Origin of the sequence: Haemophilus sp. HN_Hi08 (genome assembly GCF_049824455.1) — a bacterium.
In the GTDB taxonomy this organism is placed as follows: domain Bacteria; phylum Pseudomonadota; class Gammaproteobacteria; order Enterobacterales; family Pasteurellaceae; genus Haemophilus; species Haemophilus influenzae_D.
This window is the reverse complement of record NZ_CP187493.1, coordinates 384,682-410,118: the sequence shown is the minus strand read 5'-3', so window position 1 is coordinate 410,118 and position 25,437 is coordinate 384,682. Positions and strand designations below refer to the sequence as shown.

Genomic DNA, 25,437 nt, shown 5'->3' with positions numbered 1-25,437 from the left:
AAAAAAAGGGCGAATAATTTCGCCCCATAACTTGTTATTTTTTCCAATTTTTTAACGCATCAGCAAAGACATTGCCCATTGTATTATTACCTCTTGAATTACGATCCTCTCGCTGCGTATTTCCACGAGCTCTTGCAGATAAAGTGCGGTCAGATTTGCCGTCATTTTTGACCGCACTTTCATCTAATCGCATCGTCAATGCAATGCGTTTACGTGGCACATCCACTTCTAACACTTTGACTTTTACAATGTTGCCTGTTTTTACCACTTGATGGGGATCTTCCACGAATTTATCGCTTAATGATGAAATATGTACTAAACCATCTTGATGAACACCAATATCCACAAATGCGCCAAAATTGGTTACATTAGTCACTGTTCCTTCTAAAATCATTCCAGATTTCAAATCCGTGATTTCTTCCACCCCTTCAGCAAATACAGCAGTTTTGAACTCGCCTCGTGGATCACGACCCGGTTTTTCCAATTCTTTAAAAATATCTTGAACCGTTGGTAAACCAAATTGCTCATCAATAAATTGTTTTGCATCAAGCTGACATACCACACCGGCATTGCCCATTAAATCTTGGATAGATTGTGCGGTAGCTTGCAAAATTTTTTCGACCACAGGATAAGCCTCTGGGTGAACACCTGAAGCATCAAGTGGATTTTTCCCGCCTGCAATACGCATAAAGCCCGCACATTGCTCAAAGGCTTTTGGCCCTAAACGTGGCACTTTTTTCAATTCGCTGCGGCTTTCAAAACGCCCATTTTCATCACGATATTCCACAATGTTTTGTGCTAAGGTTTTTGTCATTCCAGCCACACGAGCGAGTAATGGCGCGGATGCCGTATTCAAATCCACACCTACTGCGTTTACACAGTCTTCCACCACCGCATCAAGTTTACGCGCAAGTTGGATTTGGTTTACATCGTGCTGATATTGCCCTACACCAATGGCTTTTGGTTCGATTTTCACTAATTCTGCCAATGGATCTTGTAAACGACGCGCAATTGATACCGCACCACGTAAAGATACATCTAAATTCGGGAATTCATTTGCGGCAAATTCAGAAGCTGAATAAACGGATGCACCTGCTTCGCTCACCACAACGGTTTGAGGTTTATTTTCTTTAATTTCTTTAATCACTTCTTTCGCAAAACGTTCAGTTTCACGAGAAGCCGTACCATTACCAATGGCAATTAATTCTACATTATGTTTGCGGATTAAGCTGAAAATCGCCACTTGCGCTTCGGCTTCACGCCCCGTGTGTGGATAAATGGTGGTGGTATCTAATAATTTACCTGTGTTATCCACCACCGCAACTTTAACCCCTGTACGCAAGCCTGGGTCTAAGCCCATGGTGCTTTTCGCGCCAGCGGGTGCAGCCATTAAAAGTGCGGTCAGATTTCGAGCGAAAACATCAATGGCTTCTTCTTCCGCTTTTTCACGTAAACTCGCCATTAATTCCGTTTCTAAATGCAACGACACTTTGATTTTCCATGTCCACGCAATCACTTGCTCACGCCATTTATCCGCAGGCTGCCCTGTGAAACGTACATCTAAATAATCACGAATAATTTCTTCACAATAACTTTGGCGACTTCCCTCTTCTACATCAGGATCCGCATTTAAGCTTAATTGTAAAATGCCCTCATTACGTCCACGGAACATCGCTAATGCACGGTGAGAAGGCACATTTTTCAATAATTCTTGGTGATCGAAATAATCTTGGAATTTTGCGCCTTCCGCTTCTTTGCCTTCGATTACTTTTGATACGATAACCGCATTTTTCGCTAAATAATCACGGACTTTCGCTAATAAACCTGCATCCTCAGCAAAACGCTCCATTAAAATATAGCGTGCACCATCAAGCGCTACCTTAGTATCTGTTATGCCTTTATCTGCATTCACAAATTCCGCTGCTGCCGTTTCAGGATCATTCTTCGGCTCGTTCCAAAGTAAATCAGCCAATGGCTCAAGACCTGCTTCAATGGCAATTTGCCCTTTAGTGCGGCGTTTAGGTTTGTACGGCAAATACAAATCTTCTAATTCGGTTTTGCTTTGTGTCGCATGGATTTTTTCACGCAGTTCATCGGTCAATTTCCCTTGATCTTCAATAGATTTCAAAATGGTTTGACGACGATCTTCTAATTCACGCAAATAAATTAAACGGGTTTCAAAATGGCGAAGTTGGGTGTCATCTAAGCCATCAGTGGCTTCTTTACGATAACGTGCAATAAATGGAATGGTGTTGCCATCATCTAATAATTGAATGGCGGCAAGGATTTGTTGGGGTTGAACGGTTAATTCTGCCGCAATAATTTGGCTAATTTGTTGATTTAACATTGTCATACTTCTTTGTTATAAAAAAACGAAGATAGAATACTGGTTTTAGCAGATTGGCTCAAATATAATTCAAAAAACTTTCTTTTATTTTCATTATGGCAAAATCAAATTATATTACTCGTCAAGGCTGGCTTGCGCTTGACCAAGAACTCAAGTTTTTGTGGAAAGAAGAACGCCCAAAAGTCACTCAAGCAGTCTCAGATGCAGCCGCACTAGGCGATCGTAGCGAAAATGCCGAATATATTTATGGTAAACGTCGCTTACGTGAAATTGATCGTCGTGTACGTTTTTTAACTAAAAGATTGGAAATGCTACAAATTGTCGATTACAACCCAAAGCAAGAGGGAAAAGTTTTCTTCGGTGCGTGGGTGGAATTAGAAAATGAAGAAGGCGAAATCAAGCAATATCGTATCGTCGGTTGTGATGAATTTGCCCCTGCGAAAAATTGGATCTCCATTGATTCCCCAGTTGCTCGGGCTTTAATCGGAAAAACATTAGACGACGAAGTGCGGGTAGAAACGCCCTCAGGTTTTATCACACTTTATGTGAATAAAATTTGGTATGAAAAATAACTTAGAAGAATAAAAGATAGTGAATATCTAAGCACAAAGAGAAAACTAATCAGCTAAATATAAACTATCTTACTTACCTCTTTCCTTATTCGCAGCAAAATCAGCACCTTTTGCAAGCATTCTCAATTGCAAAATCACTCGAGCTTTAAGTTGCTCACGTTCAGCTTTACTCATATCTAAGGCATTCGCCCCAGCAGTGAATACAATTGTTACGATGCCTTCCGCTTGAACATAAGCAACATATTGTGAATATTGATGTTTGTAGGAAATATATTCTGCTAACTCATCAACAAAATGCTTAATTTCACGTGCTGCCGCAGTACGAAAAGCTTGGGAAGTGCCTGAACTTTCTCGTAAAAGCAAGCGGAAAACGTTCGTACTGTTAGTGATAAATTCAAAAAATGTATCCACAGAAACAGAAATAACGCTACCGCCAGCATCAATACGTTTACGCGCTTGACGCATTAATTGGCGCAACATCAAACCTGCTTCATCCACCATTTCTAAGCCGAGTTCATCCATATCGCTAAAATGGCGATAAAAAGAGGTAGGTGCAATGCCAGCCTCGCGAGCAACCTCTCGCAAACTCAAATTAGAAAAACTTTTTTCTGCACTAAGTTGATTAAATGCTGCATCCACTAAAGCGCGGCGAGTCTTTTCTTTTTGAACAGCACGAACACCAGCCATTATTTCAACCTACCAAGAATAGATTTAACCTCATCACTTACCACTCTTGCAATACGTTCATAACGATTACGTAATGGCGAGCCGGGACGATAAACCAAAACGATAGCTCGTGATGGTTCTGGCGAATGACAAGAAATATATTTCACACCTTTACGCGTACCTTCATTAAGTACCGCCAATTCAGGCATAAATGTAATACCAGCATCTGCCGCTACCATATTGCGCAAAGTTTCAAGGCTAGTTGCTTGGAAATGGGAATTTTCTTTTGCACCAGCAGTAAAGCAATAATCTAATGCTTGATTACGCAAACAATGGCCATCATCAAGCATTAACATTTCTTGACCACTTAATTGATTCATAGGCACTTTACTTTCTACAGCCCAAGGATGATGCTCTGATACGGCAAGTAACATTTTCTCGTTGAAAATAGGCACTTCAATAAAAGATTCTGTTTCTGACACTGTAGCAACAATCGCACAATCTAAACGCCCTGTTTCCAATTGTTCTAATAATTGCTGCGTTTGTGCTTCATAAAGAAAAACTTCTAAATCAGGAAATGCCGCTTTTAATGTTGGAACAATATAAGGAAGTAAATAAGGCCCAATAGTTGGAATTAAACCAATGTGCAACGGCCCTGTCATATCCTTACCTTGATTACTTGCCATTTCTTTCAATAGTTTTACTTCTCGAAGCACTTTACGAGCTTGCTCAACCAATAACATTCCAGATTGAGTAAATAATACTTTACGGCTAGTACGTTCTAACAAAATAATACCAAGCTCATCTTCTAACTTACGAATTTGCCCACTTAATGTGGGTTGGCTCACATTACAAGAATCAGCAGCACGACGGAAATGTTTATATTCAGATAAGGCAACAAGATATTCTAAATCACGGATATTCATTCGATTTTCCCTGTGGAAAAATTAACTTCAAAGAATGGAATTAATGGCTTGGACTATACCATAGTTTTATGCATAATTCAGCCGATAATTTTTAATGGCAAGAAGAAAAACAATATCGAGTATGTAAGGAAAATATGGAAATGCGAGTAGCAGCTGTAGCCTGTTGTAAAAGGTCTCAGACCCACTCATTAAGGCGTGATGTCAGAATATTTTTATATAATTTCCGTAAGGTGGGCATAAGCCCACGCGTTTGTTATATCCCGCGTGGGCTTACGCCCAGCCTACAATTACTTTTCATTCTTTACATTACAGAAATTAATAATGGGGCGGTGGCGTTTCTTCAGATTGGCTTGCAATATTAGAGGGTTGAAAATCTTTTAATTTATTTGCCATATAACGCAATTGGACTTGCATTTTATCTATATCAAATTGCTGTTGAACTAAAGCGTGATTTAATTCATCTAATAACTGTTCCTGAAATGCAATTTTCATTTCAAGTTCTTCAATGCGATTTTCTAACATTTGTTGAATTTGCATAAATTTTTCTCTAAATTCTAAAAAAAAGTTGAGAATAGATAGAAAGCAATTTAATCTATTCCTCGTAGTATTTCATTCATTATAAAGGATTAACTTATATGTTAAAAATTCAAAAATTATCTATCGCAGCATTAATGGTAAGTGCGGTAATTTCTGGTCAAGTTTTTGCAGAAGATAACACATTCGATGAAAAAGCGGCATCTTATGCTGTAGGTACGTTAATGGGCAGTCAAATGAAAGATCTTGTTGATTCCCATAAAGATGTTATCAAATATGATAATGCTCGTATTTTAGATGGCTTAAAAGATGCTTTAGAAGGCAAAGTGGATGTGCGTAAAGATGAAAAAATCCAAAAAACCTTAGAATCTATTGAAGCAAAATTAGTGGCTGCAGCAAAAGCAAAAGCAGAAGCGATTGCTAAACAAGCAAAAGAAGAAGGCGATAAATTCCGTGCTGAATTTGCTAAAGGTAAAGATGTAAAAACGACGCAATCTGGTTTAATGTACAAAATTGAAAACGCAGGTAAAGGCGATGCAATCAAAGCAACAGATACGGTTAAAGTACATTACACGGGTAAATTACCAAATGGAAAAGTATTTGATAGCTCTGTCGAGCGCGGACAACCTGTAGAATTCCAACTTGATCAAGTGATTAAAGGCTGGACTGAAGGTCTTCAATTAGTGAAAAAAGGCGGAAAAATTCAATTAGTTATTGCCCCTGAATTAGGCTATGGCGAACAAGGTGCTGGTGCATCTATTCCACCAAATTCAACATTAATTTTTGATGTAGAAGTATTAGACGTCAATCCAAAAGCAGAAAAATAACGGATAAGTTTAACAGCACGCATTCTTTAATGCGTGCTTTTTATTATAAAAACGAGCGAAATTTTTACCGCACTTTTAACCTAAAGCTATGACATTAAACGATAAATATCCTTTCACTGACGAAGATCACGCTATCATAAATTCCTACAAAGCGGTCGTTGATGGTGTCAGCGCACTGATTGGTGAGCACTGCGAAATCGTGCTTCATTCTTTAGAAGATATTGAACATTCTGCTATTTGTATTGCCAACGGACATAACACGAATCGACAAGTTGGTTCGCCAATTACCGATCTTGCCTTACGTTCGCTACGAAATATGCAAAGCGAAAGTGTTTCAAAGCCTTATTTTACACGAGCAAAAGGTAGCGTACTGATGAAATCAGTCACTATTGCCATTCGTAATAAAACTCAACGTATTATTGGTTTGCTTTGTATCAATATCAATTTAGATGTACCCGTGTCTCAATTTTTACAATGCTTTATGCCAACGGAGCATACGAATGAAACATCTTCGGTTAATTTTGCCAGTTCAGTGGAAGACTTGGTTGCGCAGACTATTGAAAAAACAATAGAAGAAGTCAATGCAGATCGCGCTGTTGCCAATAATACTAAAAACCGACAAATCGTCCTTTCTCTTTACGAAAAAAGTATTTTTGATATTAAAGATGCGATTAATTTAGTCGCAGAACGTTTAGATATTTCCCGACATACGGTTTACCTATACATCCGCCAAATCAAACAAGAGCAAGAATAATGCGCTATGTTATCGCTGTCAAAAGCCCTATTTACGGAAAACAAGGGGCATTTTTAGCTTATCAATTTGCAAACGCCTTAATCAAAAAAGGGCACGAAATCTCACAGATTTTTTTCTTTCAAGATGGAGTGAGTAACGGAAATGCATTAGTGTATCCAGCCAATGATGAAGTTAATTTACAAAAACATTGGCAAATGTTTTCTATTACCCACAATGTTCCTTTGCATTTATGTGTTGCAGCCTCTCAACGACGAGGTGTTGTTGATAGCTTAACTACACCAACTACAGATCACTATAATCTTGCAGAGGGATTTATAATTGCAGGTCTTGGAGAATTTATAGCAGCAAGTTTAAATGCAGATCGAGTGATAACCCTATGAAAATAGCCTTTTTATTTCGCACATCTCCACATGGCACATCCATTTCACGAGAAGGCTTAGATGCAATTCTTGCCGCAACAGCTTTTTGTGATCCAGATGATATTGGCGTATTTTTTATCGATGATGGTGTATTAAACCTTATTAATCATCAGCATCCTGAAATCATTCAACAGAAAGACTTTATTAGAACCTTTAAATTATTAGATTTATATGATTTAGAACAACGCTTTATCTGCACGGAATCTTTACAGAAATTTAAGCTAGAGGATAAACAACTCATCCTATCTTGTGAAAAAATTGACCGCTCTTTATTGATAGAAAAGCTTAATCAAGAAGAAAAATTGTTTACTTTCTAAGGAATATTATGCTTTATACATTTTCCCAGTCAGACTACCCCAAAACTGAACTAGACGACTATTTTTCATATATTACAGAAAAAGATGCGGTAGTATTATGGCAAGATGGTGTGTTATTGGCAGTAAAATATCCTGATTATTTTGTCAAATGTAAAGGGAATTGCATGATATTGAAACAAGATATTTTAGCAAGAAATCTCACCGCACTTTTACCTCAAAGCAGCAAGATAAAATTAATTTCAATAGAAGAACTTGTTGGAATCACTGAAAATTATTCACCACAACTATCACTATAAAAATCAAATAATTTAGTAAATATTTACATATATAAAATAAAAAATGCGGAGAATTTTCTCCGCACTTTTCTTTTTGTTTTTTCTGTCTTTTATCTTTAAGACATTCAGGAATCCATCAATTACTTGATGATTTTCGCTACAACACCCGCACCTACTGTACGGCCACCTTCACGGATTGCGAAACGTAAACCTTGGTCCATCGCAATTGGGTGGATTAAGCTTACTGTCATCTTGATGTTATCGCCTGGCATTACCATTTCCACGCCTTCTGGTAATTCAATAGTACCAGTTACGTCTGTTGTACGGAAATAGAATTGTGGACGGTAACCTTTGAAGAATGGAGTATGACGACCACCTTCATCTTTTGATAATACGTACACTTCTGATTCGAAGTCAGTGTGTGGTGTGATTGAACCTGGTTTCGCTAATACTTGACCACGTTCGATTTCTTCACGTTTGGTACCACGTAATAATGCACCGATGTTTTCACCTGCACGACCTTCGTCAAGTAATTTACGGAACATTTCAACACCCGTTACAGTAGTTTTCGCTGTATCTTTGATACCGACGATTTCTACTTCATCACCTGTACGGATGATACCACGTTCTACACGACCTGTTACTACGGTACCACGACCTGAGATTGAGAACACATCTTCGATTGGAAGAAGGAACGGTTGGTCAATCGCACGTTCTGGTTCTGGAATATAAGTATCTAAGTGACCCGCTAATTCTAGGATTTTTTCTTCCCATTCTGCTACGCCGTTTAATGCTTGTAATGCTGAACCACGTACGATTGGAGTATCGTCACCTGGGAAGTCATATTGAGATAGAAGTTCACGAACTTCCATTTCTACTAATTCTAATAACTCTTCGTCATCTACCATATCGCATTTGTTTAAGAATACGATGATATATGGTACACCTACTTGGCGACCTAACAAGATGTGTTCACGAGTTTGTGGCATAGGACCATCTGTTGCTGCTACTACTAAAATAGCACCATCCATTTGCGCCGCACCGGTAATCATGTTTTTAACATAGTCGGCGTGTCCCGGACAGTCTACGTGTGCGTAGTGACGAGTCGGTGTATCGTATTCAACGTGTGAAGTATTGATGGTAATACCACGCGCTTTTTCTTCTGGCGCGTTATCGATTTGGTCAAATGCACGCGCTGCACCACCGTAATGTTTTGCCAATACGGTTGTAATTGCTGCTGTTAAAGTTGTTTTACCGTGGTCAACGTGGCCGATTGTACCCACGTTTACGTGCGGTTTTGTACGTTCAAATTTTTCTTTAGACATTGAAATAGTCCCTCTAAATAGACACGGTTATCGATGGGTAAATTAAACCACATTAACCAATAAATTTATTTGCTGATTGATATAAGGATGAGGAATTATAAGACTGGTGCTGATAGGCGGATTTGAACCGCCGACCTCACCCTTACCAAGGGTGCGCTCTACCAACTGAGCTATATCAGCGTCTGGAGCGGGCAGCGGGAATCGAACCCGCATCATTAGCTTGGAAGGCTAAGGTAATAGCCATTATACGATGCCCGCAAGTCCTAAATTCGTCTGTCCCATCAGGATCCATCTAAAAGATGGTGGAGGGAGAAGGATTCGAACCTTCGAAGGCTGAGCCAACAGATTTACAGTCTGCCCCCTTTGGCCGCTCGGGAACCCCTCCACACTAAATGAATACTTGATACGAAAGAATGGTGCCGACTATCGGAATCGAACTGATGACCTACTGATTACAAGTCAGTTGCTCTACCTACTGAGCTAAGTCGGCGTGTCGTAAGCAAGTAAGGCGTATTATATGGAAAAAACTTTAACTGACAAGTATTTTTTATAAAAAAGTTTATTTTTTTGATTATTCGTTTAAATCACAATCAAAAAAGTGATTTTTTAATCAAATTAGCGTACATTTAATGAAAAATGAATGCTAAATTTTTATTTATAGCGTATATTTTTCTCTGTTTATTTAGCCATCAAATAAAATTATTGTGGAATTTTCAACTCAGCAAACACCTTTTTTAAGCTTTAATCGTGAACAATGGGCGGAATTACGTAAATCCGTTCCATTAAAATTGACAGAGCAAGATCTCAAACCACTCTTAGGCTTTAATGAAGACCTTTCATTAGATGAAGTAAGTACAATTTACCTACCATTAACTCGTCTTATTAACTATTACATTGATGAAAATTTACATCGCCAAACGGTACTACATCGTTTTTTAGGCAGAAATAATGCCAAAACACCTTACATAATTAGTATTGCTGGCAGTGTCGCTGTTGGGAAGAGCACTTCTGCACGTATTCTACAATCTCTACTTTCTCATTGGCCAACTGAAAGAAAAGTTGATCTCATCACAACAGATGGGTTTCTTTATCCATTAAACAAGCTTAAACAAGATAATCTTTTACAAAAGAAAGGTTTTCCCGTTTCTTATGACACATCTAAACTCATTCGCTTTTTAGCGGATGTAAAATCAGGTAAAAGCAATGTTACAGCACCAATTTACTCTCATTTAACATACGATATTATTCCCGATAAATTTGATGTGGTAGATAAACCTGACATTCTTATTTTAGAAGGCTTGAATGTACTTCAAACGGGTAATAATAAAACCGATCAAACATTCGTATCAGATTTTGTTGATTTCTCTATTTATGTTGATGCAGAAGAAAAGTTATTGAAAGAATGGTATATCAAACGATTTCTGAAATTCCGCGAAAGTGCATTCAACGATCCTAATTCTTACTTTAAACATTACTCAAGCTTATCTAAAGAAGAGGCTATCTCGACGGCAAGTAAAATTTGGGATGAAATTAACGGGTTAAACCTTAATCAAAATATTCTTCCAACTCGTGAGCGTGCAAATTTAATTCTAAAAAAAGGTCATAATCATCAAGTAGAATTAATAAAATTAAGAAAATAAAAATTCGCACGTAAAAACGTGCGAATCTTAGTCAATGCCTAACTCAAAATCAGTTATTGATAAAAATATCGTAAAAAATTACCGCACTTTTTATCAAAATTTGACTTCTTGCACAATGCGCTTTGCCGTCGAGATTGGTAATTGCCCAATAAAAGTAATTTCTTTTCCACCGATCACTTCACTATAAATCGTATAGGCCCCTTGTTTCCAAGTATTTTCTGGTAAGTCATTAGAGCCTACATTAGAAACAAACAACGTAAAAGTAAATAAACCATCGCTATATAATGCGCTATCTATGATTTCATTTTCTAATACTTCTTGTGTATACCGTCTCAAAGAAAAACCTCTTGGTAACCATCCCGCTGACCAAGTTATATTTGAAGTTTGTTTATTTTTACTTTCTTTCAATAAAGGTGGCATTGACACTTTATTAATATAATCGGTTAATCCTCTTAATCTGTCATCAATATAAAGTGTTACGACTCTGAATTGATCGAGTAGCTTGCCTTCACGATCAAGCATATCACCGCGCAATAACAAGCCATTTTCTTCATCGACAAACACCAAATATTGATACCGAAAATCATCTTTAGGCACAATTCTAATCGTATCAACGAAACGCCCAGCAACACGATCTTTACCTAATTTTACGAAATCATAATCAGAAGAAAGCTTATCAAAATTTGCACGCACAACTGCTGGCATCGCATCAACTATATTGCTACTATTAAGCGTAAATGCTTGTGCATTTGGCTGAAAATAACTGACTAAATTATCACGCTGAATAATTTCTTGCTGACGGCCATCTAAAGTAACTAATTGTGCGTAAGTTTTGTTATCTTGTTTGATATGTCGATAACGAAACGAATCCATATTTGCGGGAGTAGTTTGCACAAAGGCAATTTCATAATTGAGATTATCCAATGCTTGTGTCATTTTATCTAAAGACTGCTTCGCAGAAAGCTCTTCAGCAGAAGCAATGCTACTTAATAGCAAAGAAAGAGAAAGTGCGGTAAATTTTAATGGGATTTTTTTCATAGAAATCTAAAGGATAAAAATTCACCACACTAAATAACAATTAGGTGGTGAATCAATAATCTGAACAAAGGAAACCAATTTATCTTACTTGACTGCTACTTACATCTAAAGCATCAGAGTGCATTCGACGTTGCAATTCATAATTTTGCAACATTGCGCCAATGCGACGACTTTTTTTCTCAAGCTGATCTGAAGTTAATGTATCTTTACTTGGCGCATTATAGCTAACCTCTTGAACCGCATTATTAAATGGCAAGGTTTGCAATACTGGAGTCTCAGGTAAATTAGACGCATCGTTTTTATTATTGAAAGATTGAACACCAAGTACTGCCACTAAACATACACCAGCAGCAACAGCAACTTGCGTCATTGGTGCAAAGAACGCTTTTAATTTTTGCATAAATACAGAATTATGTGCGTCTTCTGGTTCAGGTTGAGACACAGCAATGACATCAACTTTCTTCACGTCTTCTAACTCAATCAAATCTGCCATTTTAGCGGTAAAATCAGCCCCTAAAAAGACCGCACTTTCTTTACGCATTACTGAACGAACGGTATGAAATGAATGCCAAGACGCTTGTAATTCTTCGTCTCTTAATAAAGCATCTATCAAGTCAGTTTCGACTTGTTCTCCATCCATATAGGCTGAAAGCTGCTCTTTTTGCATAGTAAACTCCGATTGTTATTCGCTCTACATTAGAGGTTGAATTTTATTTTCGATCATTTCCCTTGCTCGGAAGATTCGGGAACGAACCGTACCAACAGGACAATCCATAATTTCTGCAATATCTTCGTAACTTAAACCTTCTAGTTCTCGTAACGTAATCGCAGTTTTTAAATCTTCTGGTAAGTTATGAATAGTATCAAAAACAATTCTTTCTAACTCACTAGACAACATCTCATTTTCGGGTGTATCCACATCCCTAAGGTGTGTTCCCACATCATAATTTTCAGCATCTTCTGCCAAAATATCTTCATTTGGTGGACGGCGACCTTGAGCCGTTAAATAATTTTTTGCCGTATTAACGGCAATTCGATAAAGCCATGTATAGAAAGCACTTTCGCCACGAAAAGATTCAATTGAGCGATAAGCCTTTATAAAGGATTCTTGCACCACATCAGGAATATCGTTACGCGATACATATCGGGTCAAAAGCCCTGCTACTTTATTTTGATAACGCGAAACCAACAAATTGAAGGCTTTTTTATCCCCTTGCTGTACTCTTTCTACCAAAGCCTGATCTGTTAGCTGTTCAGCCATATTTCTCCCATGCCAATATCTAACACGCCTTAATATCAAGACAGCAAGCTCTTGTTGCTTGTTCAGACAAAAGCGTGTTAAAAAAGTTCATTCGCTAATCAATAATTTTAATTTATGATGATTTTCTGCACTTTTTGAATATATTCAACCATCATTTGAAGCTCTACATCTTGTGATTTCACACGATTAAAAAACCACGAAAACAACTGCAAATCAGAACTTTCTAACAAGCGAATAAAAATATCTTTTTTGTCATCTGTTAATTCATGAAAATGCGTCAAATAAAAAGGCATTATGATTTTATCTAACTCCAGCATTCCTCGACGACAATCCCATTCAATGCGAAGTTTATTATATTTTTCCATTTTATTTCCCTAAAATTGAGGGCTGATTATAGCTTAAAAAATAGTAATAAAAAAAGTCAGCATTTCTGCTAACTTTCATTCTTTAAATATTATTTATTCTTTAATAAATCACGGATTTCAGTAAGCAATGTTTCTGCCTTTGGTGCAGTTTTTTTCTCCTCTGGTTTTCTTACCTTATTGATTACTTTGATCATCATAAAGATTGCAAAAGCAATAATAATAAAATCAATCACATTTTGAATAAACAAACCATAATTTAAAGTAACAGCAGGAACATCGCCTTGTGCTTGTGCTAATACAAATTTCATATCTTTGAAATCAATACCACCAGTTAAAATCCCCAACACGGGCGTAAAAATATCACTAACAAGTGAACTTACGATCTTGCCAAATGCGCTACCAATAATCACACCGATAGCCATATCTACGACATTGCCACGCATTGCAAATTCGCGAAATTCTTTAATAAAATTCATAATAATGTTCCCCTTCAAAAATTACATAAAAAGAGCGACTATTATAATAAATCACTCTGAAAAGTAAAAAAACTAAATAAAGAATGCGCTTGGTTGGAATAATTTCTCAATTTCTGGCACATTTTTCTTATCACTTAAATAAATCACTATATGATCGCCTTCTTCAATAATCACTTGACGACGAGCAATAATTACATCATTCCCTCGTAATAAAGCACCAATAATGGTTCCCATCGGCAAACGCAACTCACCAATTTTTCGCCCTACTATATTTGAAGTATTCACATTACCGTGTGCAACAATTTCAATGGCTTCGGCAATGCCATGTCGTAATGTTGCCACATTTTTTACATCGCCTTTACGCACGTGACCTAACAAAGCAGAAATCGTTACTTGTTGTGGAGAAACCGCAATATCAATCGTGCCTCCCTGAATAAGATTAATATAAGCAATCCGTTGAATCAGTACCATTGCTTTTTTCGCACCTAAACGCTTGGCTAACAAAGCTGACATAATATTCGCTTCATCGTCGCTACTTAATGAAAGAAATACATCCACACTTTCAATATGTTCTTCAAAAAGCAAGTTTTGGTCTGAGGCATCTCCATTAAATACTAACGTTTTTGGCAACTTTTCTGCTAAGGCTTGCGCTCTGTTTGAATCTCGTTCAATAAGCTTTACAGTACAAGAATTTTCCAAACGTTTTGCTACGCCAAAAGCAACATTTCCTCCACCAACAATCATTACTCGCTTATAAGGTTTCTCCAAACGTTGTAACTCTCCCATTACCGCCTTGATATGTTCAGTAGCGCAAATAAACGTGATTTCATCGCCAGCTTCTACAATGGTTGAGCCTTGTGGACGAATCGGTTTGCCATTACGTAAAATAGACATAATACGACAATCAATATGTGGCATATGTTCGCGAAATGCGGAAAGTGCATATCCAACCAAAGGCCCCCCATAATAAGCTTTCACTACAACAATACTAATACGATTATTGGCAAAATGGGCAACTTGTAATGCACCTGGATAAGCAATTAAACGCGTAATTTCATCAGTGACAAGATTTTCAGGCGAAATTAAATGATCAATAGGTATATTTTCATTGTTGAACAACTTGTCTTTTTCACGTAAATATTCTGAATTACGGATACGTGCAATTCGCGTTGGCGTATTAAATAATGTATAGCCCATTTGACAAGCGACCATATTAATTTCATCGGAGGCTGTCACGGCAACCATTAAATCGGCATCTGCCGCGCCTGCGTCACGAAGCACTTTTGGAGATGATGGAGAGCCTTGTACCACACGCAAATCGTGCTTTTCTTGCAATGTTTGTAACTGAGGTGATTCATTATCCACTAAGGTAATATCGTTATCTTCACTGACTAAGTTTTCTGCAAGCGTCGTTCCTACCTGACCTGCACCCAAAATGATGATTTTCATTATCGCTCTCCTTTATGCTCGTTTAAGCAATTTAGCATAATAGAACCCATCGCCACTATTTGGTTGCGGAATGAATTGAAAACCCACCGCACTTTTATCATCACTAACAGGTAATGGCAATAACTCCGCATCTGCGTGAGCATTTAAAAATGCTTGGATTTGTTCGCCATTTTCTTCTGGCAATACAGAACAAGTCGCATAAAGCAAAACACCGTTTGGCTTCAGTTTTTCCCAAAGTGCACTCAGGATTTTCTTCTGTAATTCAACGAGCTGAGCGATATCGGTTTCTTTGCGTAACCATTTTATATCGGGGTGGCGTCGAATTACCCCTGTAGCAGAACAAGGTGCATCAAGTAAAATTCGGTCAAATTTCACCGCACTTTTACCAATTTCAGCTAACCATTCGTCAGGTTTACTCGCATCGCCGCAAACCACTATCGCTTGCTGATTTAAACGTGCAAGATTTTCTTCTACTCGTTTTAAGCGATGAGATTCTACATCTAATGCAATCACATTAGCTTGAGGTGCCAGTTCTAAAATATGGGTCGTCTTACCACCGGGTGCAGCGCAAGCATCGAGGATCCATTCCTCATTTTTAGGCTCAAGCAACATTGCCGCCCATTGCGCACTCAAATCTTGTACCGTTACAGCACCTTCTTCAAAGTGCGGTAATTTTTGCACCGCAATCGGTATATCTAAACATAGCGCATTAGGATGGTGGCTTGTTTTCAAAGAAACACCTTGTTCTTCAAGTAAAGTGCGGTAAGTTTCAAGGGCGTTTTTTTGTGAATTCACACGTAGCCACATTGGTGGTTTCTGATTGTTCGCCTCAATGATCTCACGCCAATTCGGATAGGCTTTTTTTAATTTATTCACGAACCATTCAGGGTGAAGCGTTTGCCAATTTTTATCGATAATTGCCAAAATTTCATCTTGCTCACGTAAAAATCTACGCAAAACCGCATTCACTAATCCTCTAAAACTATCAGATTTTAATGATTTTGTTGCGTTCACAACTTCATCAACTGCCGCATGAGCAGGCACTCGCATATAAAGCAATTGGTATAACCCTACAAGTAACAGGCAATGAACAATGCGAGTTTTACCTTTAAGCGGCTTATCCACAAGACGTTTGATAATTTGCTCTAAGCGAGGCAATACTCGACACACGCCAAAACAAATTTCTTGTAGTAAAGGCAAATCTTGAGCTTTTACAGAAAGTTGCACTTCTGGAATTAACGCTGACAATGATTTGCCCTCATCCAATACTTGCAAAATTAAGTTTGCGGCAATAGCCCTGGTCGAAAGTGCGGTCATTTTTACTGAATTTTTTACTTTGATAGTTTTAGAAGAAAATTTTTTCATTATGCAAGCACCTTACCAATAGTAAACCACTCTGCACGGCCATTTAATAAATCTTGTGCAGACATAGGCTTTTTACCTGCAGGCTGTAATTGCAATAAGTTTAAGACGCCATCGACAGTCGCAATTTGAATGCCATTTTTATCTGCACTTAAAATAGTTCCCGCTGGTTTATCTTGATGAGGCAATACTTCTGCTTGATATACTTTTAACGTTTGAGCATTGCCATCCTTATCTTCTGTTGAAAAATAAGCAATAGGCCAAGGATTAAAGGCACGGATATTACGCTCAAGTTGCATTGCAGAAAGAGACCAATCTAATTGTGCCTCTTCTTTAGAAAGTTTTTCTGCATAATTGCTTTGGCTGTCATCTTGTTTTTCGGCTATAAATTTACCATTTTCAAGATTATCTAAAACATCGATTAACGCCGATGGAGCAAGCTCCGCCAGTTTGTTATAAAGACTCGTTGAAGTTTCAGTCGGTAAAATATCACAATAGACTTTGTGTAACATATCGCCTGTATCTAAGCCCTCATCCATTTGCATAATGGTTACACCAGTTTGTGCATCACCAGCCCAAATTGAACGCTGAATGGGTGCTGCACCTCGCCAACGTGGAAGAATAGAACCATGCACATTCAAACAACCTAAACGAGGGGCATCTAATACAGCTTTCGGTAAAATTAATCCATAAGCCACAACAACCATTACATCTACATTTAACGCTTTTAATTCAGTCTGTGCCTCTTCTTTACGTAAGGATTTAGGTTGATAAACGGAAATGTTATTTTGCTCAGCAAGTTGCTTGACTGGGCTTGCTTGCAGTTTTTTACCGCGACCAGCTGGTTTATCTGGTTGAGTATAAACAGCGATCACATTATGTTGAGAATTTAGAATAGCTTGTAAATGCTGTGCAGCAAAATCTGGCGTACCAGCAAAAATAATATTAAGTGATTTCATAATGTTCTACGTTACGGTGATTGATAGGAAGTAGGGTGGGCTTTAGCCCACCATTTTTTGAAATGATTGGTGGGCTAAAGCCCACCCTACGTTTTAGCTTTTCGCAATCTGCTTCTTATATTTAATTAACTTTTCTTTAATGCGTTGGCGTTTAAGTGGAGAAAGATAATCAACAAATAAAATTCCATTAAGATGATCGATCTCGTGTTGAATACAGATCGCAAGCAAACCATCAGCATCTAAAGTAAATTCTTTACCATCACGATCCAACGCTCTCACTTTCACTTTTTCTTTACGAGGAACCAACGCACGGAACCCTGGAATGGATAAACAGCCCTCTTCAATTCCCGTTTCGCCTTCAGAAGCCAAAATTTCAGGGTTAATCAAAACAAACTGATTCTGTTTATCGCCTTCAACATCAATAGTAATAATACGTTGCAAAATATCTACTTGAGGCGCAGCTAAACCAATACCTTTCTCTTGGTACATCGTATCAAACATATCATCAACAATTTTACGAATTGCATCATTAACTTCAGTAACAGGCTCACAGACAACCTTCAAATGATCATCAGGATAAATTAATACATTAAGTGCGGTCATAATTTCTCTTGTTTTTAAGGGTAGAATTTTAGTGGGATTGTAGCACAGGTAGAAAAAGATGTATAGAAAAGCCCCAAATGGGGCTTAGATTAATATTCGAATTTGGGGAGATTTTTTTAATTCTCTCTAAGACAGATGTAAAATAACCTGTAGCATATTTGATTTGATCTTAGGATATGGAACTAATAACTTACCAAAATTCTTTCTTAGCTAATCCATTTAATAAAGAAATATCTGATAGTCCTTGAATAATTTGAGACTTAGTTACACCATTACCATCATTGCGCAAAAGAAGCTCGATTCCTAATTTATCATCATCTGTTAAATAAAATTTTCCGAGTCTATAATCAATATTTATTTTATTCACTTTTCTTAATGAAAATCGGTTCTCATCATCGTCATACATGATACAAAATTGAATATCACCTCCATCATGGGGAACAACTACAACATTCGTACCTTGTAATCTAAACACCAAAAAATTATCTTGTATTACATTAATAGAATAACCTTCTTCCTTAAGAATATCTACGATTTCAGATACAGAATATTGATTATCAATACCTTTAATTTCTCCTTTATCAGAAAATAAAGAATTAAAGAAATTACTCATAAATTCCCCCTCCATTTGGATTTCGTGTTGTCGTAATAGATGATTTATCACGCATTTGTGCACTGAGATCTGTAGAATAAGAAAATTGATCCATTGAATTGGTTAAATCATACTGGTACTTATTACCAGAGCTATCTTGGTGTATTTTCTTACCATTTTCAAAAATTGGGATAAGCATACACTTTTCTCCTGATTTAAGTTCATTATTTACAAGATGTTTGTTTATTCCTTTACAGGAATAAACACTCTCATTATAATGAGAGCAAATTGATTATTTTTTATTCTATCTTAGTAAATAAGGTACTGATGTAAGGATAAGAGGTATCCCTGCCCAGTATTGCTATTGAGATATCGGCAGACACAAAGAGTGTTCTACTAATTTTTTAAAATTTAAAGATAGAAAAAACCCCAGCCTTTCGACTGGGGTTCTTCTTTTTTTATGTGATTTAGATTTTTATTTGATAACCCGGCGGTGCCCTACTCTCACATGGGGAAACCCCACACTACCATCGGCATTACAGCGTTTCACTTCTGAGTTCGGTATGGTCTCAGGTGGTTCCACCGCACTATCGCCGCCGGGATAATTCTTTAATAACTTCTCTCTTTGTTTCTTCTCTTTTACGACTTCACTTTTTTCGCTTTTCGTCTCTCTTCTTCTTATCGGCAACAAGCTGAACTCGATTTTCTTTCTATTTTTCCTTTCTATTAAGTCTTCTATATTTAAGTTGTTTGTCTACTCTTCTCTTTCGCTCTTTTCTCAAAAACACTTGAGCGTTGTATAGTTAAGCCTCTCGGGCAATTAGTATCTGTTAGCTCAATGACTCACATCACTTACACACCAGACCTATCTACGTCTTCGTCTTAAACAACCCTTACTGTCTTAAAGACAGGGAGAACTCATCTCTTGGCAAGTTTCGTGCTTAGATGCTTTCAGCACTTATCTCTTCCGCACTTAGCTACCCGGCAATGCGTCTGGCGACACAACCGGAACACCAGTGGTGCGTCCACTCCGGTCCTCTCGTACTAGGAGCAGCCCCAACCAATTCTCCTACGCCCACGGCAGATAGGGACCGAACTGTCTCACGACGTTCTAAACCCAGCTCGCGTACCACTTTAAATGGCGAACAGCCATACCCTTGGGACCTACTTCAGCCCCAGGATGTGATGAGCCGACATCGAGGTGCCAAACACCGCCGTCGATATGAACTCTTGGGCGGTATCAGCCTGTTATCCCCGGAGTACCTTTTATCCGTTGAGCGATGGCCCTTCCATTCAGAACCACCGGATCACTATGACCTACTTTCGTACCTGCTCGACTTGTCTGTCTCGCAGTTAAGCTTGCTTATACCATTGCACTAACCTCACGATGTCCGACCGTGATTAGCAAACCTTCGTGCTCCTCCGTTACGCTTTGGGAGGAGACCGCCCCAGTCAAACTACCCACCAGACACTGTCCGAGACCGCGTTCCGCAATCTTCGTTAGAACATCAAACGTTAAAGGGTGGTATTTCAAGGATGACTCCATAATCACTGGCGTGACTACTTCTTAGTCTCCCACCTATCCTACACATCAAAATTCAATGTTCAGTGTCAAGCTATAGTAAAGGTTCACGGGGTCTTTCCGTCTAGCCGCGGGTACACCGCATCTTCACGGCGATTTCAATTTCACTGAGTCTCGGGTGGAGACAGCCTGGCCATCATTATGCCATTCGTGCAGGTCGGAACTTACCCGACAAGGAATTTCGCTACCTTAGGACCGTTATAGTTACGGCCGCCGTTTACTGGGGCTTCGATCAGGTGCTTCTCTTTCGATTACACCATCAATTAACCTTCCAGCACCGGGCAGGCATCACACCCTATACCTCCACTTTCGTGTTTGCAGAGTGCTGTGTTTTTAATAAACAGTTGCAGCCAGCGGGTCACTTCGACCGGTTCAACCTTCGAGAGTAAATCTCTACAATCTACGCCGGCGCACCTTCTCCCGAAGTTACGGTGCTATTTTGCCTAGTTCCTTCACCCGAGTTCTCTCAAGCGCCTGAGTATTCTCTACCTGACCACCTGTGTCGGTTTTCAGTACGGTTTAGTAAAGCCTGTCGCTTAGTGGCTTTTCCTGGAAGTGTGGTATCAGTTACTTCAGCTCCGTAGAGCCTCGTCATCATCTCTCAGTGTTTAATAGAAGCCCGGATTTGCCTAAACTTCCCACCTACCAACTTAAACGCACATATCCAACAGTGCGATAACCTAACCTACTCCGTCCCCACATCGCAGCTTTACCAAGTACAGGAATATTAACCTGTTTCCCATCGACTACGCTTTTCAGCCTCGCCTTAGGGGCCGACTCACCCTGCCCCGATTAACGTTGGACAGGAACCCTTGGTCTTCCGGCGAACGGGTTTTTCACCCGTTTTATCGTTACTTATGTCAGCATTCGCACTTCTGATACGTCCAGCTAACCTCTCGATTAACCTTCATCCGCTTACAGAACGCTCCCCTACCCAACAGACTTTCGCCTGATGCCGCAGCTTCGGTGCTATATTTCAGCCCCGTTACATCTTCCGCGCAGGCCGACTCGACTAGTGAGCTATTACGCTTTCTTTAAATGATGGCTGCTTCTAAGCCAACATCCTAGCTGTCTAAGCCTTCCCACTTCGTTTCCCACTTAATATAGACTTGGGGACCTTAGCTGGCGGTCTGGGTTGTTTCCCTCTCCACGACGGACGTTAGCACCCGCCGTGTGTCTCCTGAGTATCACTCTTTGGTATTCGTAGTTTGCATCGGGTTGGTAATCCGGGATGGACCCCTAGCCGAAACAGTGCTCTACCCCCAAAGGTGTCACCTCAAGGCTCTACCTAAATAGATTTCGGGGAGAACCAGCTATCTCCCGGTTTGATTGGCCTTTCACCCCCAGCCACAAGTCATCCGCTAATTTTTCAACATTAGTCGGTTCGGTCCTCCAGTTAGTGTTACCCAACCTTCAACCTGCCCATGGCTAGATCACCGGGTTTCGGGTCTATACCTTGCAACTATTCGCCCAGTTAAGACTCGGTTTCCCTTCGGCTCCCCTATTCGGTTAACCTCGCTACAAAATATAAGTCGCTGACCCATTATACAAAAGGTACGCAGTCACCCTTTCGGGCTCCCACTGCTTGTACGTACAAGGTTTCAGGTTCTATTTCACTCCCCTCACCGGGGTTCTTTTCGCCTTTCCTTCACAGTACTGGTTCACTATCGGTCAATCAGGAGTATTTAGCCTTGGAGGATGGTCCCCCTTCTTCAAACAGGATATCACGTGTCCCGCCCTACTTCTCGTTAGCTTAGTACCACAATATGGTTTTTAGATACGGGATTATCACCCTCTTTGATTGTGCTTCCCAACACATTCTCCTAACCATACTGTTATCACTTACTGGCTCTTTCGCTTTCGCTCGCCGCTACTGACGAAATCTCGGTTGATTTCTTTTCCTCGGGGTACTTAGATGTTTCAGTTCTCCCGGTTTGCCTCAACAAACTATGTATTCACTTGTTGATAGTAGATTCTTCATCTACTGGGTTTCCCCATTCGGATATCTTGGATTAAACGCCTCTTATCGACTCATCCAAGCTTTTCGCAGATTAGCACGTCCTTCTTCGCCTCTGATTGCCAAGGCATCCACCTTGTACGCTTAGTCACTTAACTATACAACCTCAAATGTTTTCAATCACTTTAAGTTTTCACTTCAAAGTACGGTCAATTTGATGCGTATTTTCATTCAACTAAACACTTGATTGCTTTTGTTCAATCAAGATTTTATGCAAAACAGGTTTTGTTTTTAGAGTTTCCTTCTCAGTTCCCTCCTCTCACTTTCCTGTCTTGCCTACTCAGACTTTCTCTCGAAAATCTCTTGTTTTCAGCTTGTTTCCAATTTTTTAAAGAACAACAAGATAATCTAACAAAGTTATCTTTAATTGGCGTCCCCACGGGGATTCGAACCCCGGTTACCGCCGTGAAAGGGCGATGTCCTAGGCCTCTAGACGATGGGGACATCAATTAAAGATACTCTATCTTCTTTTTATCTTTTAACGTTTATTTTCAACGTTACTTTCGCTTCGCTTTTAATCTTGTCTACAACTATCAGCCAATCTGTGTGAGCACTCGCTGTCTCTCGTCTTCTGTAAGGAGGTGATCCAACCGCAGGTTCCCCTACGGTTACCTTGTTACGACTTCACCCCAGTCATGAATCATACCGTGGTAAACGCCCTCCTAAAGGTTAAGCTATCTACTTCTGGTACAACCCACTCCCATGGTGTGACGGGCGGTGTGTACAAGGCCCGGGAACGTATTCACCGCGACATTCTGATTCGCGATTACTAGCGATTCCGACTTCATGGAGTCGAGTTGCAGACTCCAATCCGGACTTAGACGTACTTTATGAGATTCGCTCCACCTCGCAGCTTCGCTTCCCTCTGTATACGCCATTGTAGCACGTGTGTAGCCCTACTCGTAAGGGCCATGATGACTTGACGTCATCCCCACCTTCCTCCAGTTTATCACTGGCAGTCTCCTTTGAGTTCCCGACCGTATCGCTGGCAACAAAGGATAAGGGTTGCGCTCGTTGCGGGACTTAACCCAACATTTCACAACACGAGCTGACGACAGCCATGCAGCACCTGTCTCTAAGTTCCCGAAGGCACATTCGCATCTCTGCAAACTTCTTAGGATGTCAAGAGTAGGTAAGGTTCTTCGCGTTGCATCGAATTAAACCACATGCTCCACCGCTTGTGCGGGCCCCCGTCAATTCATTTGAGTTTTAACCTTGCGGCCGTACTCCCCAGGCGGTCGATTTATCACGTTAGCTACGGGCGCCAGAGTTAAACCCCAACCCCCAAATCGACAGCGTTTACAGCGTGGACTACCAGGGTATCTAATCCTGTTTGCTCCCCACGCTTTCGCACATGAGCGTCAGTACATTCCCAAGGGGCTGCCTTCGCCTTCGGTATTCCTCCACATCTCTACGCATTTCACCGCTACACGTGGAATTCTACCCCTCCCTAAAGTACTCTAGTTACCCAGTCTGAAATGCAATTCCCAGGTTAAGCCCGGGGCTTTCACACCTCACTTAAATAACCGCCTGCGTGCCCTTTACGCCCAGTTATTCCGATTAACGCTCGCACCCTCCGTATTACCGCGGCTGCTGGCACGGAGTTAGCCGGTGCTTCTTCTGTATTTAACGTCAATTTGATGTACTATTAACACATCAACCTTCCTCAATACCGAAAGAACTTTACAACCCGAAGGCCTTCTTCATTCACGCGGCATGGCTGCGTCAGGGTTCCCCCATTGCGCAATATTCCCCACTGCTGCCTCCCGTAGGAGTCTGGACCGTGTCTCAGTTCCAGTGTGGCTGGTCATCCTCTCAGACCAGCTAGAGATCGCAGGCTTGGTGAGCCTTTACCCCACCAACTACCTAATCCCACTTGGGCTCATCCTATGGCAGGTGGCTAAAAGTCCCACCCTTTCGTCTCTCGACACTACGCGGTATTAGCGACAGTTTCCCGTCGTTATCCCCCTCCATAAGCCAGATTCCCAAGCATTACTCACCCGTCCGCCACTCGTCAGCAAGAAAGCAAGCTTCCTCCTGCTACCGTTCGACTTGCATGTGTTAAGCCTGCCGCCAGCGTTCAATCTGAGCCATGATCAAACTCTTCAATTCAAGTTCAATCGCTCAATATACTGCTTAGCTATAAATAAACACTACTTAAAAAAGTAATTATGAATTTTCAGTTAAGCACCTATTAAGACTTCAAAATTAAAAAATATTTTTAAAACAAGTCAATCAACAAGTGCCCACACAGATTGTCTGATATATTGTTAAAGAGCAAAAAAGAACGACGCACTTGGAAACTTAAAAACTTCACAACAGTGCGTCGTTGTGTGCGGTGCATTATAGGGATTTTCAAATCCCTTGCAAGTACTTTTTACAAAAATTTATTTGAATGAGCAAATTTTATTCATCATCTAATTTTCTATAGCCTTTCAAGCCATTTTTTCTCAAAACTTCGTTTAATTTCTTCAATAAACGCTCTTTTTCAGCTTGACTTAACATCTGACTATTTTTATTTTGCAAAGCACATACTAACTTCCAATAAAAATCAAGCGTAGCACCACTGCCATTTTTCTTTAATTCCACCAATGCATTTTCTGCACCAATTTCTCTTAGCATCACAACATCTGTAATACCAACTTTTATTAAAGCTCTTTCGTGTTTAATCGTTAAATTGGGTAAATCCTTTAATCGATTTAACTTTCTTAACGTATATTCTAGCTTCTGCTCAATAATCTGTTTAATAGAAAGAATAATCAATTTTCTACATAACATATTATTACGTAAAACCTGTTCAGTAAGTGCATAATATTGTGAAAGCACAAACCGTTTATTCAATTCATTCGTTGTAAAAGGTTCACAACCTAATTTTATTAATTGAGTTGCAAGCTCATCTTCACCTCGTAAATAAAGCTTTTTATTTTGCCAGATGGCAAACATTGTCTCTTCCTTGTGAAACAAACCGTAACCAGTAAAAAGATTTTTAAAGGTAACATTTCCTACTAACAGGTCTAGCAAAGAGCAAACTTTATCTATATGCCCATCCTTTATATTCATATATAACCTCCAATGAATAATTATTTTAAAAGAATCAGTAGAAGTACTTCTGATTTCATTTATATCATGAA

Annotated in this window: 24 protein-coding genes, 5 tRNA genes and 3 rRNA genes; 7 read left to right on the top strand and 25 right to left on the bottom strand. The window is 39.5% G+C overall.

Annotation, left to right across the window (positions count from 1 at the left end):
• Positions 1-34: 34 nt before the first annotated feature.
• Positions 35-2,347 (bottom strand): Tex family protein, encoded by a 2,313-nt coding sequence (locus ACPT8O_RS02060; protein ID WP_041175254.1) that lies wholly within the window; start codon positions 2,345-2,347, stop codon positions 35-37.
• Between the two features lie 95 nt (positions 2,348-2,442).
• On the opposite strand from ACPT8O_RS02060, the gene greB reads away from it, so the two are divergent.
• On the top strand, positions 2,443-2,919 hold the full coding sequence (gene greB / locus ACPT8O_RS02055; protein ID WP_021034513.1) for a transcription elongation factor GreB: 477 nt from the start codon (positions 2,443-2,445) through the stop codon (positions 2,917-2,919).
• Between the two features lie 69 nt (positions 2,920-2,988).
• Here greB and fabR read toward each other — a convergent pair whose 3' ends face one another.
• From fabR to ACPT8O_RS02040, 3 genes are all read right to left on the bottom strand, one after another.
• A complete protein-coding gene (gene fabR / locus ACPT8O_RS02050) occupies positions 2,989-3,606 on the bottom strand; it encodes an HTH-type transcriptional repressor FabR (protein ID WP_005629669.1) in 618 nt (205 codons plus the stop codon).
• Positions 3,606-4,511, bottom strand: coding sequence for a DNA-binding transcriptional regulator OxyR (gene oxyR, locus ACPT8O_RS02045; RefSeq protein WP_021034514.1), 906 nt, complete (start codon positions 4,509-4,511; stop codon positions 3,606-3,608). The genes fabR and oxyR overlap by 1 nt, the downstream gene beginning before the upstream one ends.
• A gap of 315 nt (positions 4,512-4,826) precedes the next feature.
• A complete protein-coding gene (locus ACPT8O_RS02040) occupies positions 4,827-5,048 on the bottom strand; it encodes a SlyX family protein (protein WP_005649565.1) in 222 nt (73 codons plus the stop codon).
• A 98-nt stretch (positions 5,049-5,146) separates the two neighbouring features.
• Here ACPT8O_RS02040 and fkpA point away from each other — a divergent pair, with 98 nt between their 5' ends.
• From fkpA to ACPT8O_RS02015, 5 genes are all read left to right on the top strand, one after another.
• Positions 5,147-5,872 (top strand): FKBP-type peptidyl-prolyl cis-trans isomerase, encoded by a 726-nt coding sequence (fkpA, locus tag ACPT8O_RS02035; protein ID WP_021034515.1) that lies wholly within the window; start codon positions 5,147-5,149, stop codon positions 5,870-5,872.
• 88 nt (positions 5,873-5,960) lie between these two features.
• Entirely contained in the window at positions 5,961-6,626 is a 666-nt protein-coding gene (locus ACPT8O_RS02030; RefSeq protein ID WP_021034516.1) for a helix-turn-helix transcriptional regulator, read from the top strand.
• Positions 6,626-7,006: a sulfurtransferase complex subunit TusD gene (gene tusD, locus ACPT8O_RS02025; protein ID WP_021034517.1), complete on the top strand. Its 381-nt coding sequence runs from the start codon at positions 6,626-6,628 to the stop codon at positions 7,004-7,006. The genes ACPT8O_RS02030 and tusD overlap by 1 nt, the downstream gene beginning before the upstream one ends.
• The gene (gene tusC, locus ACPT8O_RS02020) at positions 7,003-7,362 is read left to right on the top strand and encodes a sulfurtransferase complex subunit TusC (protein ID WP_021034518.1); all 360 of its coding nucleotides are present in this window, start codon (positions 7,003-7,005) and stop codon (positions 7,360-7,362) included. The genes tusD and tusC overlap by 4 nt, the downstream gene beginning before the upstream one ends.
• Before the next feature lie 8 nt (positions 7,363-7,370).
• Positions 7,371-7,658 (top strand): sulfurtransferase TusB, encoded by a 288-nt coding sequence (locus ACPT8O_RS02015; RefSeq protein WP_021034519.1) that lies wholly within the window; start codon positions 7,371-7,373, stop codon positions 7,656-7,658.
• Between the two features lie 119 nt (positions 7,659-7,777).
• On the opposite strand, the gene tuf is transcribed toward ACPT8O_RS02015, so the two are convergent.
• The 5 genes from tuf to ACPT8O_RS01990 all read right to left on the bottom strand — a co-directional run bounded on the left by tuf (position 7,778) and on the right by ACPT8O_RS01990 (position 9,452).
• Positions 7,778-8,962 carry an elongation factor Tu gene (gene tuf, locus ACPT8O_RS02010; RefSeq protein WP_005654658.1) on the bottom strand — a complete coding sequence of 395 codons (1,185 nt, stop codon included), beginning with the start codon at positions 8,960-8,962 and terminating at the stop codon, positions 7,778-7,780.
• A 104-nt stretch (positions 8,963-9,066) separates the two neighbouring features.
• Positions 9,067-9,142 (bottom strand) — tRNA-Thr (locus ACPT8O_RS02005).
• Positions 9,143-9,145: 3 nt separating this feature from the next.
• Positions 9,146-9,220: transfer RNA gene (locus tag ACPT8O_RS02000), tRNA-Gly, on the bottom strand.
• A 42-nt stretch (positions 9,221-9,262) separates the two neighbouring features.
• A tRNA-Tyr gene (locus ACPT8O_RS01995) sits at positions 9,263-9,347 on the bottom strand.
• 29 nt (positions 9,348-9,376) lie between these two features.
• A tRNA-Thr gene (locus ACPT8O_RS01990) sits at positions 9,377-9,452 on the bottom strand.
• A 214-nt stretch (positions 9,453-9,666) separates the two neighbouring features.
• Here ACPT8O_RS01990 and coaA point away from each other — a divergent pair.
• Positions 9,667-10,602, top strand: coding sequence for a type I pantothenate kinase (coaA, locus tag ACPT8O_RS01985; protein WP_021034520.1), 936 nt, complete (start codon positions 9,667-9,669; stop codon positions 10,600-10,602).
• Positions 10,603-10,695: 93 nt separating this feature from the next.
• Here coaA and rseB read toward each other — a convergent pair whose 3' ends face one another.
• The 16 genes from rseB to tfoX form a co-directional block, all read right to left on the bottom strand.
• Positions 10,696-11,640 carry a sigma-E factor regulatory protein RseB gene (gene rseB / locus ACPT8O_RS01980; protein ID WP_021034521.1) on the bottom strand — a complete coding sequence of 315 codons (945 nt, stop codon included), beginning with the start codon at positions 11,638-11,640 and terminating at the stop codon, positions 10,696-10,698.
• A 79-nt stretch (positions 11,641-11,719) separates the two neighbouring features.
• Positions 11,720-12,307, bottom strand: coding sequence for an RseA family anti-sigma factor (locus tag ACPT8O_RS01975; RefSeq protein ID WP_005651258.1), 588 nt, complete (start codon positions 12,305-12,307; stop codon positions 11,720-11,722).
• A 24-nt stretch (positions 12,308-12,331) separates the two neighbouring features.
• Positions 12,332-12,901: an RNA polymerase sigma factor RpoE gene (gene rpoE / locus ACPT8O_RS01970; protein WP_005658683.1), complete on the bottom strand. Its 570-nt coding sequence runs from the start codon at positions 12,899-12,901 to the stop codon at positions 12,332-12,334.
• Positions 12,902-13,008: 107 nt separating this feature from the next.
• Positions 13,009-13,266, bottom strand: coding sequence for a succinate dehydrogenase assembly factor 2 (locus tag ACPT8O_RS01965; protein ID WP_021034523.1), 258 nt, complete (start codon positions 13,264-13,266; stop codon positions 13,009-13,011).
• 89 nt (positions 13,267-13,355) lie between these two features.
• On the bottom strand, positions 13,356-13,742 hold the full coding sequence (mscL, locus tag ACPT8O_RS01960) for a large-conductance mechanosensitive channel protein MscL (protein ID WP_005651263.1): 387 nt from the start codon (positions 13,740-13,742) through the stop codon (positions 13,356-13,358).
• Between the two features lie 72 nt (positions 13,743-13,814).
• Positions 13,815-15,191 carry a Trk system potassium transporter TrkA gene (trkA, locus tag ACPT8O_RS01955; RefSeq protein ID WP_021034524.1) on the bottom strand — a complete coding sequence of 459 codons (1,377 nt, stop codon included), beginning with the start codon at positions 15,189-15,191 and terminating at the stop codon, positions 13,815-13,817.
• Between the two features lie 12 nt (positions 15,192-15,203).
• Complete coding sequence (gene rsmB / locus ACPT8O_RS01950) at positions 15,204-16,556, bottom strand: 16S rRNA (cytosine(967)-C(5))-methyltransferase RsmB (protein ID WP_021034525.1); 1,353 nt, start codon at positions 16,554-16,556, stop codon at positions 15,204-15,206.
• Entirely contained in the window at positions 16,556-17,512 is a 957-nt protein-coding gene (fmt, locus tag ACPT8O_RS01945; protein WP_021034526.1) for a methionyl-tRNA formyltransferase, read from the bottom strand. Before fmt ends, rsmB begins: the two co-directional genes overlap by 1 nt.
• 93 nt (positions 17,513-17,605) lie before the next feature.
• A complete protein-coding gene (gene def / locus ACPT8O_RS01940) occupies positions 17,606-18,115 on the bottom strand; it encodes a peptide deformylase (protein ID WP_021034527.1) in 510 nt (169 codons plus the stop codon).
• Positions 18,116-18,305: 190 nt separating this feature from the next.
• Complete coding sequence (locus tag ACPT8O_RS01935) at positions 18,306-18,728, bottom strand: YbjN domain-containing protein (protein WP_041175255.1); 423 nt, start codon at positions 18,726-18,728, stop codon at positions 18,306-18,308.
• Positions 18,721-18,906 (bottom strand): hypothetical protein, encoded by a 186-nt coding sequence (locus ACPT8O_RS01930; protein WP_021034529.1) that lies wholly within the window; start codon positions 18,904-18,906, stop codon positions 18,721-18,723. Before ACPT8O_RS01930 ends, ACPT8O_RS01935 begins: the two co-directional genes overlap by 8 nt.
• A gap of 286 nt (positions 18,907-19,192) precedes the next feature.
• Positions 19,193-19,308, bottom strand: a 5S ribosomal RNA gene (gene rrf / locus ACPT8O_RS01925).
• Positions 19,309-19,506: 198 nt separating this feature from the next.
• Positions 19,507-22,404 (bottom strand): 23S ribosomal RNA (locus ACPT8O_RS01920).
• A 270-nt stretch (positions 22,405-22,674) separates the two neighbouring features.
• Positions 22,675-22,750 (bottom strand) — tRNA-Glu (locus tag ACPT8O_RS01915).
• Between the two features lie 130 nt (positions 22,751-22,880).
• Positions 22,881-24,418: ribosomal RNA gene (locus ACPT8O_RS01910) — 16S ribosomal RNA — on the bottom strand.
• The 16S, 23S and 5S rRNA genes sit together here with 1 tRNA gene alongside, the layout of an rRNA operon.
• Positions 24,419-24,712: 294 nt before the next feature.
• Entirely contained in the window at positions 24,713-25,366 is a 654-nt protein-coding gene (gene tfoX, locus ACPT8O_RS01905) for a DNA transformation protein TfoX (protein WP_080228090.1), read from the bottom strand.
• Positions 25,367-25,437 lie beyond the last annotated feature (71 nt).